Below are 13,856 nucleotides of genomic sequence, written 5' to 3'. Positions count from 1 at the left end.
TTCAATTTTATACCAATTGGTATTGGTCGGTGAAAACTTAATATTGCTTTGCCATCTCTTGGGCTCGTGCGACACAGTCATCCATAGCTTGCTTAACTAATCCTCTAATATTACCAGATTCAAACGCATTTATGGCTTGCGCTGTAGTGCCTCCTTTAGAGGTGACATTTTCTCGTAATTGAGCCGTACTTAGTTGAGGATTTTGTATCACCATTTGCGCTGCGCCTAAAGCCGCTTGCTGTACTAGCTGACGCGCTTTAGTTTCATCCATTCCAGACTCTTTTGCTGTGTCCAGCATCGCTTCCATAAATAGGAAAAAATAAGCTGGGGAGCTACCGGCAAGGGCGATGACCTGATTTAACTCAGCTTCTGTGTCTACCCAAAGCACTTCACCGCCGCTCAACATTAACTGCTCACAAATACTCTTCTGATCTTGTGAAATCTTGCCATCAGCAAACAGTCCTGTCATTCCCACACCTATTTGAGTGGGCGTGTTAGGCATTGCACGAATAAGTGTAATCTCTTGAGCAAAGTAATCTTGATATCTGCTTGCAGTTATTCCTGCTGCGATAGTGATAATAAGTTTATCAGTTAAATCCAATACACTTAGCTGTTCACACACAGCCTGCATAAAATGGGGTTTAACACTTAAGATAATCACATCCGCATCTTTAGCTGCGGCAAGGTTGTCCTGAGAGACCTTAATGTTGAGATCGTGTTGTAACGCATCTAATTTCTCGGTGCTTGGGTTCGTCGCATGGATCAACGATGGCGTGTAACCACTTTTTACCAAGCCACTTGTAATACTGCGTGTCATATTGCCTGCGCCGATAAAACACAACTTCTTCTCAACCATATCTGTTCTCTTTTTCAGCTTAAAGCTGACCTTTATTATAGGGGCTATTTTTTCTGTGTTCATAACTATAATATTTGGGCGTATACGGATAAATCAACTGCTTTGCTAAGTTTAAAAGCAGTGCCATAAGCCCTAGCGAATTAAATGCTAGGTGTATCACGTTGACCAAAAATAGCGCTACCAATTCGAACCATAGTAGAACCATGCTCTATTGCTTGCTCTAGGTCGTTACTCATTCCCATCGATAGCGTATCAACTTCAGGATAAATCTTTTGTAATGAAAGATATAAATCCTGCAATTTCTGAAATTCACGTTTCTGGTGTTGTATATCTTGGGTCGATGTCGGAATTGCCATTAAACCACGTAACTTAAGGTTCGGTAACAGTTTAATCGACTCTGCAAGAGAGAACATCTCATCAGCTGTAGCGCCAGACTTGCTCGATTCTTCACTTATATTGATCTGAATACACACGTTTAGTGGCGCCAATGTGTCAGGTCTTTGGTCGTTTAAACGCTGAGCGACCTTGTCTCGACTCAATGTGTGCATCCAGTCGAACAAATTTGCAACAATCTTGGTCTTGTTTGATTGTAGCGGACCGATAAAGTGCCACTGGATTTCTGGACAGGAAGATTTCAAGGCAATTACCTTGGATTCTCCCTCCTGAACATAGTTTTCACCAAAATGCCGCTGTCCTGCAGCATAGGCGGCTATAATGTCAGTATTAGGTTTTGTTTTACTCACTGCGAGTAATTGAATTTCATCGGGATTTCTTGATGAAATTTGTGCCGCTTGTATGATTCGATACTGGGCGTTAGCTAGTCTGTCTGCTATTGTTGTCATCATGTAATTATTTTGATTGAATGGATAGACCATATTATGGAAATCACAGAGTTACTTGCCTTTAGTGTAAAGCACAAGGCGTCAGATCTACACCTCTCTGCAGGTGTATCTCCTATGATACGTGTTGATGGTGAAGTCAGAAAGATCAATTTACCTGCTTTAGATCATCAAGGGGTGCATAGCCTTGTTTATGACATCATGAATGATAAGCAGCGTAAAGATTTTGAAGAGCATTTAGAGATAGATTTTTCGTTTGAAGTCCCCAACCTTGCCCGTTTTCGTGTTAACGCTTTTAACCAATCTAGAGGGGCTGCGGCAGTATTTCGTACCATTCCCAGTGATATTTTGAGCCTTGAGCAACTAGGCGCTCCTGAAATATTTAAAAAAATATCTGAATATCCTCGCGGGTTAGTTCTTGTCACTGGGCCTACTGGTTCAGGTAAAAGTACCACACTTGCAGCGATGGTCGATTATATCAATGAAAGTCGCCATGAACATATTCTGACCATCGAAGATCCAATAGAATTCGTGCATCAAAATAAGCAGTGTTTGATTAACCAGCGAGAAGTTCATCGTCATACTCATAGTTTTAATGCTGCGCTTAGAAGTGCACTTCGTGAAGATCCCGATGTGATTCTTGTGGGTGAAATGCGAGATTTGGAAACAATACGTTTGGCAATGACTGCAGCAGAAACGGGCCATTTAGTGTTTGGTACTCTGCATACAACCTCAGCTGCTAAAACCATTGACCGTGTAGTGGATGTATTCCCAGAAGGGGAAAAAGGCATGGTGCGCACCATGTTATCAGAGTCACTTCAGGCAGTTATTTCACAAACCTTGATTAAGAAGGTCGGCGGCGGCCGAGTGGCTGCCCATGAAATCATGATGGGCACGCCAGCGATTCGAAACTTGATCCGAGAAGATAAAGTGGCGCAGATGTATTCAGCTATTCAAACTGGTATGGCTCACGGTATGCAAACATTAGATCAATGTCTGCAAAATTTGGTCAACCGTGGCCAGATCACCCGTGAGGATGCTCAGCATAAGAGCTCCAATAAGCAAACTACATTTTAATACATACTCAGTATTATAAGGCTTAACTATGGACGTTCGTCCTTTTTTAAAAATAATGGTGGAACGCAAAGCGTCGGATCTGTTTATTACAGCAGGCTTCCCACCAAGTGCAAAAATCGACGGTGAGTTAAGACCTTTAGGTGAAAACTCGTTCTCGGCGGCGCAGTCGTTAGAGTTTGTTGAATCGTTAATGACTGATGTACAGAAAAAAGAGTTTCATGAGACGCGTGAGTGTAACTTTGCCTTTGCTTTAAAGGAGCTTGGTCGTTTTCGTGTTAGTGCATTTTGGCAAATGGAATCGCCAGGTTGTGTTATGCGTCGTATCGAAACTGAGATACCTGATGCAGACGATCTGAAGCTTCCTCCGATTTTGAAAGATTTAGTGATGAGTAAGCGTGGTCTTATTATCATGGTGGGAGGCACGGGGACCGGTAAATCGACATCGTTAGCGTCATTGGTGGGGTATCGTAATGCTAACTCACGCGGACACATTTTGACCATTGAAGATCCTGTCGAATTTGTTCACGAGCATCGTAAGAGTATTGTTACTCAGCGAGAAGTGGGTATCGATACTGAATCCTTTGATGCAGCGCTTAAAAGCTCATTGCGTCAGGCACCTGACGTGATCTTAATTGGTGAGATACGCAGTCAAGAGACAATGGAGTTTGCCTTGGCCTTCGCTGAAACGGGTCATCTATGTATGGCGACGCTTCACGCCAATAACGCTAACCAAGCATTGGATCGCATCATGAACTTGGTGCCTCAAAATAAGCATCAGCAGTTACTATTTGATCTTTCGTTGAACTTGCGTGGTATTGTCGCTCAGCAATTAGTGCCTAGAGCTGATGGTGTGGGACGACGGGCTGCGATTGAGATTTTAATCAATACTCCAAGGATCGGTAGCCTTATTGCGAAGAATGAGCTTCACTCTCTTAAAGAAGCGATGTCTAAGTCAAATGAGCAGGGGATGCAAACCTTCGATCAGGCATTATTAAAGCTCTATGTTGAAGGCGAGATTAGCTACGCAGATGCTTTACATCATGCCGACTCTCCAAACGATTTACGCTTGATGATTAAATTGCAAAGTTCCGATACCGGTGGTTCAGGCTTTATGGAAGGCGTTACGTTAGATTTGAATTAAAATAAGACTAGAAATAGATCACTAAATACGAAAAAGTGATCCGTTTTTCAGTTACTCACGTATGGTACTTTATTCGCCAAACAAGGCTCTTGTTATGCTTACAAGAGCCTTTTTTATGCGCTCAGCTATGCAAATATGTATAAGTTTGTCCTAGGTCGACTTTTTGCTGTTAAATGGCTTAAGATATTGATTAAAATTATGCTTTAATACGCAGTAATTGCACCATTTTTAAAGAGGCTAACTTGGCTAAATATTCAGGTTTATCGAAAGACGTAGCACACACTAAACGAGGAAAGACTGGGGTTATTTTGATTAACCTAGGCACGCCAGATGCACCTACTTCTTCGGCTGTAAGACGGTATCTTGCCGAGTTTCTGTCAGACCCTAGAGTGGTCGAGATCCCTAAGTTAGTTTGGATGTTGATTTTACACGGCATTATTTTACGTACCCGACCAGCTAAATCTGCCGCGTTGTACAAAGAAGTCTGGACTGAGAAGGGTTCTCCTTTGATGGATATCACCCGTCAACAGACAGAGAAACTAGCTCGTTATTTTAAAGATAATGGTACCAGTCAGGCTGAGCAGGACGTGTCGGTCGAGTTTTGTATGCGTTATGGTAACCCTTCGGTGTCAGATACGTTAAAGCGTATGCACAATGAGGGAGTGGATAAGATGGTGGTTTTGCCTCTTTATCCTCAGTATGCCGCTCCCACTACTGGGTCAGTATTTGATGCCATTGCCAAAGAGTTTACCAGTTGGCGGTATATGCCTTCATTACATTTTATCAATACTTACCATGATAACCCTGATTTTATTCATGCATTAGTTGAGTCGATAAAACGTGACTTTGAAGCAAACGGTCAGCCGCAGAAATTAGTCATGTCTTATCATGGTATGCCTGAACGTAACTTGCATCTTGGCGATCCTTATTACTGTTTCTGCATGAAGACGACTAAGTTGGTGGTTGAGCAGTTAGGGTTAACTGAAGATCAATATATTGCGACTTTCCAGTCTCGATTTGGTAAGGCTAAGTGGTTAACGCCTTATACTGATGCGACCATGGGGTCACTGCCCGGACAAGGTATTAAAGATATTGCTGTCGTGTGTCCTGCTTTTAGTGCTGATTGCTTAGAGACATTAGAGGAGATAGCTGGAGAGAATCGATTGATTTTTGAAGAAGCTGGTGGCCAGGAATATCGGTACATTCCGGCACTTAACGATGATGAATTGCACATTAAGATGATGGCAAACTTAGTCAGGCCTTATCTATAAGTAAGGTGATGCTAAATAACTAAAGGGAGCTCAGCTCCCTTTTTTAATGTTTGTCTTTTTACAGTACTAATACAAATTAGTACTGATTCTCGAAATAGCTTTCTATGATCAACACTGCAGACATGGCATCGACCTGACCTTTTGTTAGTGCTTTATAGCCACCCATTTCAAATAGTCTAGTTTTAGCATCTGCTGTGGTCAGTCTTTCATCTTGTGTGGCAATCTTTACTCCGAATCGACCATTGATTCTATTGGCGAACTTTTTAGCTCTTTGGGTCATCTCTTGCTCCGACCCATCCATATTCAGGGGAAGGCCGACGACAACTAAGTCAGGTTTCCATTCTTCGATCAATAATCCTATCTCTTCCCATTTAGGGATCCCATCGACGGCTTTTATCGATTGTAATGGGGCTGCGCTGCCAGTAAGTGATTGTCCTATCGCAATACCTATACTCTTAGTGCCAAAATCAAAACCTAAAACCGTTTGTGAACTCATAATCAACTTCTTAATTGTTAACCGTATATAATATTAAAACTATGCGTGACCCGTCTGGCTCGACAGTTGCCAAATATCAAATCCAAGTGATTCAGTGGCTTGTTGCCATCTATCGTCAAAGCTTATATCGAACAACAACTCTTTTGTTGCAGGAGTCGAGAGCCAAGTATTATCAGCGAGTTCTTGTTCGAGCTGATCTCGGCTCCAACCGGCGTATCCAAGGGCTACAATGAAGTTATTGGGCGCGGCACTTGTGCCTAAAGAGGTCAACACGTCTCTGGATGTGGTGAGCATCACTTCATCGGTCAAAGCTTGGCTATTGTTCCAGTTCGGTTGTGGGGTATGCAACACAAAGCCTCTATCTGGATTTACTGGTCCACCAACGAGCACGGTTGAACCTAGCGAGACGATGGAATCAGGTTCTTCATCGAGCTGCATCTGCTTTAAGAGTTCGTTGACATCAATACCGATTGGTTGGTTAATCATAATCCCCATGGCTCCTTTTTCATCATGCTCGCAAAGGTAGATCACCGAGCGTTCAAAAAAAGTATCATCAAGAGAGGGCATAGCGATTAACAAGTGATTTTGTAAACTGTCCATCTTTAGCTCCAATGAATTCAACGAATGGCTAGCTTACCCACCGGCTAGTTTTACTTGATAATTTAGTTTTTCAAGTAAGGTTTTGAGTTGTTCTCTATTGTCAGTTTGAACTTCAATAGTAAACTCTTTAACCGTACCACCACAGCCACATTGCTTTTTAAGCTTTTGAGCTAAGGCTTTGAGTTCTTTCTCATCTAATCCTAACCCTTTGATGATAGAGACCCCTTTACCTTTCCTTCCTTTACTGTCTTTATGGATCCTAACAATGCCATCGCCTATTGGCGCGTCTAGGGCCTCTTTTTCAGGGGCTATACGGCCAATATCAGTACTGTAGACAAGTGTTACATTTGCATCTTTTTGCATGGGATAGTCATTAATTAGCGACAATTAGCTCGAGTCTAACAAAATGCTGAAACTTGTGGGAGTTTATCGCGAGCTTTAGAAGTAAAAAGACCATTAGATATGGCCTTTTCTCTAAATAATATTGGAGTTCTAGGATTTAGGAGGGGACTAATATGTTAGGCAAGTTATGCGTACAAAGCACCGATGATAGTTGAAATGATGGTGATAAAGGCGCAGGGGATCATGTATTTGTGAAATCTTGTCATGGCGATAGAGCAGGCTGTCAGTACAAATCCTAATGATGCTGCACCATAGCTGTTGCTCCCTTCTTGTAAAATGGTGAAGAGTAACCAAAGTAAAACAAGGCCGGGTAAGATAAATAGACCGACATGCCCTAAGCCGTCTTTGCTTGAGTCGGCTATGCTTTGGGTCGTGACGTTTGCTGGAGCAAATTTGTACACTCCAGTAGCAATAACAAAAGCAGCAATAAACCAAAGCATGTTTAATCTCTTAAAATCAGTAATTGATAATTATTATCATTTGCATTAATAATTAAGTCAAGTTGAATGAGGCAGTTATGTCAACAAAATTGGGTTTTTGAAGATAACATTGCTAGGCAGGCTACATATGTATTAATATATTGCACTTCTAGGATTTTACGAGGTTAACATGAAAAAAGTTCAGTTAATTTTAGCAGTACTATCACTTAGTGCCCTTAGCGCGTGTAGCTCAATGAGATCAAGTTCGGATTACGATCCTGCAGCTAATTTCGGCGATATTAAAACTTTTGCTTGGGTTGAACCTCAAACTCAGGAAAATAGTTATCACTTAGATGGGTTAATGGACCAACGTGTTCGCGCTGCTGTAGATAAGCAGCTCGCACAAAAAGGCCTTAAGCTGACTAATGCTGAAACTGCAGATGTGTTGGTAAATTATTTAACTAAGGTCGATAAGAAGATTAATGTCGATACCTTTAACACTAACTATGGTTACAATCCCTATGGTTACGGTTACAACCCATACGGTTATGGTTATGGTTGGGGTATGAGCCGTGCAATGAATACGCAAACTACGGTTCGCGAATATGAAGTGGGCACATTAATCTTAGATATGATTGATAGAGCGTCTGGCAGATTAATTTGGCGTGGTACCGTTACTGATACCATTCGAAATGAAAATACGCCAGATGAGCGTGTGGGAATTGTGAATGAAGCCGTTTCTTCCATGCTAATGGATTATCCTCCTAAGATTGAGGCGAAATAGTCACTTAGGGCCATTAAAATATATAAAGGCGACCAGTAAGGTCGCCTTTTTTGTGGCTGTTTGTTGGCATCCAAGCCACTCAAATAGTGTGCGTTGTCGACAGTCTAGACTAAAGTCGAACATCTAATCCCTTGTACAGAGTGATACCCTCAGGCTTCTTATTTAAAAGCAGACTCAGAGAAAGCTATCCTGATACCTGTTCATGATTATTAACTTATATCAATTTAAGGGTGGTTTTGTGGATCAGTTTTTACATCAGTGGTTTAGTGAATACAACAAGGGCGAAGGCGTTGTTAAGAATTCACTTTCGGCTCAAACTCAGTCTCATTGGCGCGCCTTGTTAGATGACGCAAAGTTAGGCAAACTCAGTGATTGGCAGAAAACTCCACCGGGTAGGATGTCGTTGATCTTACTCATGGGACCAGTTGCACATCTGCTGGCTGATAGTGAGGTTAATGAACTAAATCGACGTGCCAGAGATTTGTGTATACAAGGTGTCGACTTAGGTTTCGATACTCAGCTTGATCTTGTACAGCGACGCTGTTTTTATGATCCACTTTTCTATTCTTCAGTGAATAAAGACAGAGATTTGTTACTCCGTTTGCTCGAAGGGATGGAGTCTCAGGTTGATATGCCGGAAAAAACAGTGTGGTCTACTTGGTATGCACAGGCTTCTTCGCTTAACTCATAAATACTATTTCAGGTTTGAATTATATTAACTCAAACCTGTTTTCCTTTTGTCATTCACATCTGCAGCAATCGTCTAAGTAAGGTACGTAAGGTATCGTTAGCCGCGACTTGCACTGAGCTATGTTGTATCACATCGACATTTGCCTGCCAGCCGAGTTGTTCAAATTGTACCGGCACTTTACACAGTGCATTAGCCTCGAGTGCGTCTTTTGCTAAGTGCAAAGGAAGCAAGGTCCAACCAAACCCCGATTTAGCCAATTCCAGTAACACATAATAGTTATCAGCATGCCAGACATCAGGTGAATGAGCTTGATTGAACCAGGTTGTTTTTGAGCCTTTAGAGCTGATGACCAACTGTCTATGCAGCTTTAAGATATCAATGTGAGCCGAATCCATTTGAGCTAAAGGGTGCAGGGGACTGACTAAGAGATCGAACTCTACGGTGCCTAGGGTTTCGAAGTCGATAGACTCAGGATATAAGTTGTCACTAAAGACTAAGCCTGAGCTCGCCCTTTTATCTATCACAAGTTGGATCACATCTTGACTCGAAGCGCAGAGAAACTCTAACTCTAGAGCTGGATGGGCTTTTTCAAGCTCTGGTAGCAACTTGATAAGATTACCATAGGGAATTCCTTCATCGATAGCCAGAGTGAGTTTACTCACCTCATCGGACTCTAGCGCATCGACTTGTTGAGCAAGCCGGCGGTGCTGAGCGATAACAGCTCTAGCTTGCGGCAGTAACTTCTCACCTTTAACAGTGAGTGTTGGGTAACGACCCGTTCTATCAAATAACTGAAGCCCAGTGTCTATCTCCATGTTCATGATATTTTGACTTACAGCTGACTGCACTTTACCTAGCTTGCGGGCGGCAGCTGAAAATGAACCAGATTCGACGGTAGTGACAAATGACGTGAGTTGTTCAATGGTAGAAATATCAGTAAAAGTGATGGTATGTGATTATTAATCATCATATATAGAGATGATAATAGCTGCAAGTTACTTATTGGAGTCTATGGTATGCAAACTAAAGAGAGAGTGTTTCACGCGATTATATTTGAACTGATAGCCTTAGCTATCGTTATTCCTGCGGCTGCGATGTTTAGCAACAAAGAGGCGTCCTCCTTGATGGTCGTTGGTGTTGGATTAAGTTTCTATGCTGTGATCTGGAATTATTTTTATAATATTTGGTTTGATAAACAGTTTGGTAGCGAGCGAGCAACAAGAAGTTTATTGTTGAGAATTGGCCATACTCTGGGGTTTGAGTCCGGTATCATTTTTATCACAGTCCCCTTTGTCGCCTGGTTTCTAGGCATCAGTTTAGGTGCTGCACTTTTGATGGAAGCTGCTTTTCTCATCTTCTTCTTTTTCTATGCCATCGCTTTTAACTGGTGTTACGACAATATCAGGACACGAGTGGTGGCAGTTTAAGTTAAAGTTGATCTATTAAGGTTCGATTTAATTGGTTGTCATTAGCTAATGTTTAAGTGTTTTGCTCTAAGTGTTTACGAATTTGCCAGAAGGTTATAAAATGGTTGCAATTCATTGAGGCTGTGCTTGGATTTGTCTATTTTACCTCCATGGGCTATACAAGGTTCATATAGGATTAAAACCTAGAGTGAAAACTTTAGCGAGTGGGTAAGTATGAGTCATTGGTCTGGCGTGAGATTTATCGTATCTGTTGGTTTTTTATTTAGCTTTGCTGCTTCAACTTGGGCTTGGGTAGATCTTGATAATGACGGTGTACCTGATGTTAAAGATGCCTGTTTGGGAACAAAAGTTGGGGTATTAGTTAACTCTAGTGGCTGTCATGTCATGAATGGCCAAGATAAGATCTGTTTGTTCACTGTGGATGACGGGCTGTATCCAGAGACATGTACTCAAGCTACCCCTTTGGTTTTGAACTTTGAGTTTGCTAAAGCTGACGTTATGTTTGTTCAATGGCAGGTCTTTACGCGTATTAAATCTTTCCTTTTGGAGCATGATGTAAACCTATGTTTAGTAGGACATACAGATTCCATAGGAAGTGAAGCGGGTAATGTAGAGTTATCCAATTTGCGGGCCGCGAATGTTAAACGGATTTTAGTGGATGATCTCGGTTTTAAACCTGAGCGTTTTATCGTCAAAGGTATGGCTGATAAGGCTCCAATCGCAAGTAATGTACAGCCCGAAGGGAGAGCAATAAACCGGAGGGTGGAACTGTTTGTCGAATTTGAGTAACGTCAATGATTGTTATCGATAGTCTCGAATTTGTTGTTTTGAATTAACTCACTAACTGTGTTTAATTAATGAGTTAAAAATTTTATAGCCAAACTCTATTTGGCTAATTTAGGGAGTAAATAAATGGAAAACTTGGAAGGTTTGTTTGAACAAGCACCTGATCTTATCGTGTCGTATGGCATGAAAGTGCTCTTAGCTATTGTCATTTTCGTTGTCGGTAAATACTTAGCGGGATTAGCGAAAAAGATAACGTGTAAGCTGCTACTTAAGAGAAAAGTCGATGAAACTGTTGCTTCTTTCGTAGGTAATATGGCTTGGGCACTGGTACTTGTGTTCACTATCGTAGCTACATTAGGTCAGATCGGCGTTCAAACAGCATCACTGGTTGCTGTAATTGGTGCCGCAGGCTTAGCAGTAGGCCTTGCACTTCAAGGTTCACTCTCTAATTTTGCTTCTGGCGTCTTGATGGTGTTATTCCGTCCTTGTCGTGTTGGTGATTATGTTGAGGCTGCAGGTATTGCCGGAACTGTAAATGAGATCACTATCTTTTCTACCAAGCTACTTACGCCCGATAATAAACTCATTATTGCGCCTAACTCTGCAATGATGGATGGAACGATTATTAATTACTCTGCGATGGATAAGCGTCGAGTTGATTTGGTGATTGGTGTTTCTTACGATGCTAACTTGGCTGACACGAAGAAGATTCTGACACAGATAGTAGAGAGTAATCAGTATGTCCTAAAGGATCCTGCTTACACTATTGCTGTTTCTGAATTAGCTGACTCTTCAGTGAACTTTGTCGTACGTCCTTGGGTGAAGGGCAGTGATTACTGGCCTGCATATTTTGAATTGTTAGAGCAGATCAAAATAGCCCTAGATGAAGCGAACATCGGTATTCCATACCCACAAATGGATCTTCACGTGAAGGAAACTCCATCAGTATAATTCGATTGAATTATCTGTAATGTGAATTAAAAAAGGTCGGCAATAGCCGACCTTTTTTAATGTGACGTACCATCGTGACCATGCTCATATTGATAGTCGAATTTGGGCATTCCCCAGCGAAATTTAATTGATAACATTCTAAAGCTGAAGCCAAAAGATAGACATATCCCTAAATTAATCCACTCAGTCACTTCTAAATGCTTTAGGCAGACATAGAGAGATGCAGTTAATAATGCCACTAAGGCATACAGTTCCTTTTTAAAGATGAGTGGCACTTGGTTACATAATATATCGCGGATCACGCCACCAAATACGCCTGTAACAACCCCCATAACGACAGCGACAACAGGACTGAAACCTAACATCAATGTTTTCTGCGCACCTATAATAGAGAACACAGCTAATCCTAGCGCATCGATTGCTAGAAATAGCTTAGATAAATAGCGCATCACTGGCGCTATCAACACAGTTAATAGCGATGCAAGTGCAATCGCAATGAGATAATGCACATTTTCAACCCAGATTAATGGGTAGTTGCCTAACATCATGTCACGCAAGGTTCCGCCGCCAATGGCCGTTGCACAGCCAATGATGACAACACCAAATAGATCCATCTGTTTTTTCCCAGCAGCTAACGCGCCAGTCATAGCTTCAGCAATGATACCGATAAGCCAGAGTAGGCTGATAAATTGAACTTCTTGCATTGGAAAAGCCATCGTGAAAAAAGAGAGGGGATTTTGCATGAAAAATGTCAAAAATAAAATAAACATTTATTAATTTTTTAGATTAGATTTACTAATGTTTAATTAATTGTATTTACTTAATCCCCTTATTTTATTTGGTTTCAGGGTTAATGATTGATAGTTATGCTAATCATAAGTGTTATAAATTTGTGTGAGTGAAGACTTTGTTCTTATTTGTTGTCAGAGTCATGATTTGTATGAGTATCGTATAGCAGTTAATTATCTGCTCGATTAACGCTGGCGCCCTGGTAGCGGTAAGGTTAGTATGCCTAATCTTGACCGATTTTAACTCTTTTGAAGTGAGCTTATGATAGATTTCCGTAGCGATACTGTAACCATGCCAACGCCAGCAATGCGCAAGGCGATGGCCAATGCCGAAGTTGGCGACGATGTGTATGGTGATGACCCTTCGGTAAACCATTTAGAGGCGATGTCAGCCGAAATGTATGGTTTCGATGCTGCGCTTTTTACCTCGTCAGGTACTCAAGCTAACTTGTTAGCCTTAATGTCCCACTGTGAACGTGGAGATGAGTATATTTGTGGCCAACAAGCCCACAACTATAAGTTTGAAGGTGGAGGAGCTGCTGTACTTGGTAGTGTTCAACCTCAGCCTTTGAATAATCAGGCCGATGGTTCTATCTTACTTGCCGAGATCAAAGCTGCGATAAAGCCCGATGATATTCATTTTGCTAAGACAAGACTTCTTAGCTTAGAGAACACCATTGGGGGAAAGGTGCTTCCTCAAGAGTATTTAGCTCAAGCGCAAACGTTAGCTTTCGACAATAAGCTCAAAATACATTTAGATGGTGCTCGTGTCGCGAATGCGGCAGTGGCACAAAATATTGAGATAAGTGAAATAACCCAATATTTTGATTCCGTGTCTATCTGTTTATCTAAAGGGCTTTGTGCACCAGTAGGCTCCATTTTATTAGGTGATGAACGCTTGATTGGTAAAGCCAGACGCTGGCGTAAAATGCTTGGTGGCGGAATGCGTCAAGCTGGGATCTTGGCTGCTGCGGCGAGTTTAGCAATAACAGATCAAGTTGAGCGTTTAGCTATCGATCATGATAATGCGCGATACCTTGCTGAGCAGCTGACAAATTTGGATGAACTAAGTGTCGATCTTTCCTTAGTGCAAACCAATATGGTTTATGTTCAAGTTGCAACTGGGCTGGATACTGCTCTGCTTGCCGCTAAATTGAAAGCAAATGGCATACTCATCAGTCCAAGTGCAACAATCCGTTTAGTGACGCATGCTGATATCAGTCGCCAAGATATTGATACCTTTATTACTGAGCTAAAACGCCACTTAACGTCATAAGTAAGTTGGCTTTAATAAAGAAAAGTCTGCATCTGCAGACTTTTCTTTTTTG

At 41.6% G+C, this 13,856-nt stretch carries 17 protein-coding genes; 9 read left to right on the top strand and 8 right to left on the bottom strand.

The annotated features are described in order from the left end of the window. Nucleotides 1-37 precede the first annotated feature (37 nt). Together proC and FN961_RS23030 are read right to left on the bottom strand one after the other, a co-directional pair. Nucleotides 38-856, bottom strand: a complete 819-nt coding sequence (gene proC / locus FN961_RS23035) for a pyrroline-5-carboxylate reductase (RefSeq protein WP_144042501.1) — start codon at nt 854-856, stop codon at nt 38-40. 140 nt (nt 857-996) lie between these two features. Next, a complete protein-coding gene (locus FN961_RS23030) occupies nt 997-1,698 on the bottom strand; it encodes a YggS family pyridoxal phosphate-dependent enzyme (RefSeq protein ID WP_144042516.1) in 702 nt (233 codons plus the stop codon). A 36-nt stretch (nt 1,699-1,734) separates the two neighbouring features. Between FN961_RS23030 and FN961_RS23025 the strand changes: the two genes are divergently transcribed. The 3 genes from FN961_RS23025 (at nt 1,735) to hemH (ending at nt 5,184) form a co-directional block, all read left to right on the top strand. Further along, nucleotides 1,735-2,772: a type IV pilus twitching motility protein PilT gene (locus FN961_RS23025; protein ID WP_144042500.1), complete on the top strand. Its 1,038-nt coding sequence runs from the start codon at nt 1,735-1,737 to the stop codon at nt 2,770-2,772. Nucleotides 2,773-2,800: 28 nt separating this feature from the next. After that, on the top strand, nt 2,801-3,913 hold the full coding sequence (locus FN961_RS23020) for a PilT/PilU family type 4a pilus ATPase (protein WP_144042499.1): 1,113 nt from the start codon (nt 2,801-2,803) through the stop codon (nt 3,911-3,913). 242 nt (nt 3,914-4,155) lie between these two features. Further along, entirely contained in the window at nt 4,156-5,184 is a 1,029-nt protein-coding gene (gene hemH, locus FN961_RS23015; protein ID WP_144042498.1) for a ferrochelatase, read from the top strand. A gap of 76 nt (nt 5,185-5,260) precedes the next feature. On the opposite strand, the gene ruvX is transcribed toward hemH, so the two are convergent. The 4 genes from ruvX to FN961_RS22995 form a co-directional block, all read right to left on the bottom strand. After that, on the bottom strand, nt 5,261-5,680 hold the full coding sequence (ruvX, locus tag FN961_RS23010) for a Holliday junction resolvase RuvX (protein ID WP_144042497.1): 420 nt from the start codon (nt 5,678-5,680) through the stop codon (nt 5,261-5,263). Nucleotides 5,681-5,719: 39 nt separating this feature from the next. Further along, nucleotides 5,720-6,280 carry a YqgE/AlgH family protein gene (locus FN961_RS23005; protein ID WP_144042496.1) on the bottom strand — a complete coding sequence of 187 codons (561 nt, stop codon included), beginning with the start codon at nt 6,278-6,280 and terminating at the stop codon, nt 5,720-5,722. 33 nt (nt 6,281-6,313) lie between these two features. Next, nucleotides 6,314-6,643, bottom strand: a complete 330-nt coding sequence (gene yciH / locus FN961_RS23000) for a stress response translation initiation inhibitor YciH (protein WP_144042495.1) — start codon at nt 6,641-6,643, stop codon at nt 6,314-6,316. Nucleotides 6,644-6,807: 164 nt separating this feature from the next. Further along, nucleotides 6,808-7,122, bottom strand: a complete 315-nt coding sequence (locus tag FN961_RS22995; protein WP_144042494.1) for a hypothetical protein — start codon at nt 7,120-7,122, stop codon at nt 6,808-6,810. Between the two features lie 169 nt (nt 7,123-7,291). On the opposite strand from FN961_RS22995, the gene FN961_RS22990 reads away from it, so the two are divergent. Then, nucleotides 7,292-7,885: a DUF4136 domain-containing protein gene (locus FN961_RS22990; protein ID WP_144042493.1), complete on the top strand. Its 594-nt coding sequence runs from the start codon at nt 7,292-7,294 to the stop codon at nt 7,883-7,885. Nucleotides 7,886-8,123: 238 nt separating this feature from the next. Beyond that, a complete protein-coding gene (locus FN961_RS22985) occupies nt 8,124-8,576 on the top strand; it encodes a DUF924 family protein (RefSeq protein WP_144042492.1) in 453 nt (150 codons plus the stop codon). Between the two features lie 53 nt (nt 8,577-8,629). On the opposite strand, the gene FN961_RS22980 is transcribed toward FN961_RS22985, so the two are convergent. Then, nucleotides 8,630-9,508 carry a LysR family transcriptional regulator gene (locus tag FN961_RS22980; protein WP_144042491.1) on the bottom strand — a complete coding sequence of 293 codons (879 nt, stop codon included), beginning with the start codon at nt 9,506-9,508 and terminating at the stop codon, nt 8,630-8,632. Nucleotides 9,509-9,592: 84 nt separating this feature from the next. Between FN961_RS22980 and FN961_RS22975 the strand changes: the two genes are divergently transcribed. From FN961_RS22975 to FN961_RS22965, 3 genes are all read left to right on the top strand, one after another. After that, a complete protein-coding gene (locus FN961_RS22975; RefSeq protein WP_144042490.1) occupies nt 9,593-10,003 on the top strand; it encodes a PACE efflux transporter in 411 nt (136 codons plus the stop codon). A gap of 213 nt (nt 10,004-10,216) precedes the next feature. Beyond that, nucleotides 10,217-10,792: an OmpA family protein gene (locus FN961_RS22970; RefSeq protein WP_144042489.1), complete on the top strand. Its 576-nt coding sequence runs from the start codon at nt 10,217-10,219 to the stop codon at nt 10,790-10,792. Between the two features lie 123 nt (nt 10,793-10,915). Continuing rightward, a complete protein-coding gene (locus FN961_RS22965) occupies nt 10,916-11,740 on the top strand; it encodes a mechanosensitive ion channel family protein (RefSeq protein ID WP_144042488.1) in 825 nt (274 codons plus the stop codon). 56 nt (nt 11,741-11,796) lie between these two features. Here the strand turns inward: FN961_RS22965 and FN961_RS22960 are convergent, their stop codons facing one another. Then, nucleotides 11,797-12,444: a trimeric intracellular cation channel family protein gene (locus FN961_RS22960; RefSeq protein WP_144042487.1), complete on the bottom strand. Its 648-nt coding sequence runs from the start codon at nt 12,442-12,444 to the stop codon at nt 11,797-11,799. Between the two features lie 346 nt (nt 12,445-12,790). On the opposite strand from FN961_RS22960, the gene ltaE reads away from it, so the two are divergent. After that, a complete protein-coding gene (ltaE, locus tag FN961_RS22955; RefSeq protein WP_144042486.1) occupies nt 12,791-13,804 on the top strand; it encodes a low-specificity L-threonine aldolase in 1,014 nt (337 codons plus the stop codon). The last annotated feature ends 52 nt before the right edge of the window (nt 13,805-13,856 follow it).

This window comes from Shewanella hanedai, from assembly GCF_007197645.1.
GTDB classification, from domain to species: domain Bacteria; phylum Pseudomonadota; class Gammaproteobacteria; order Enterobacterales; family Shewanellaceae; genus Shewanella; species Shewanella hanedai.
This window is presented reverse-complemented; position numbering and strand designations above follow the sequence as displayed.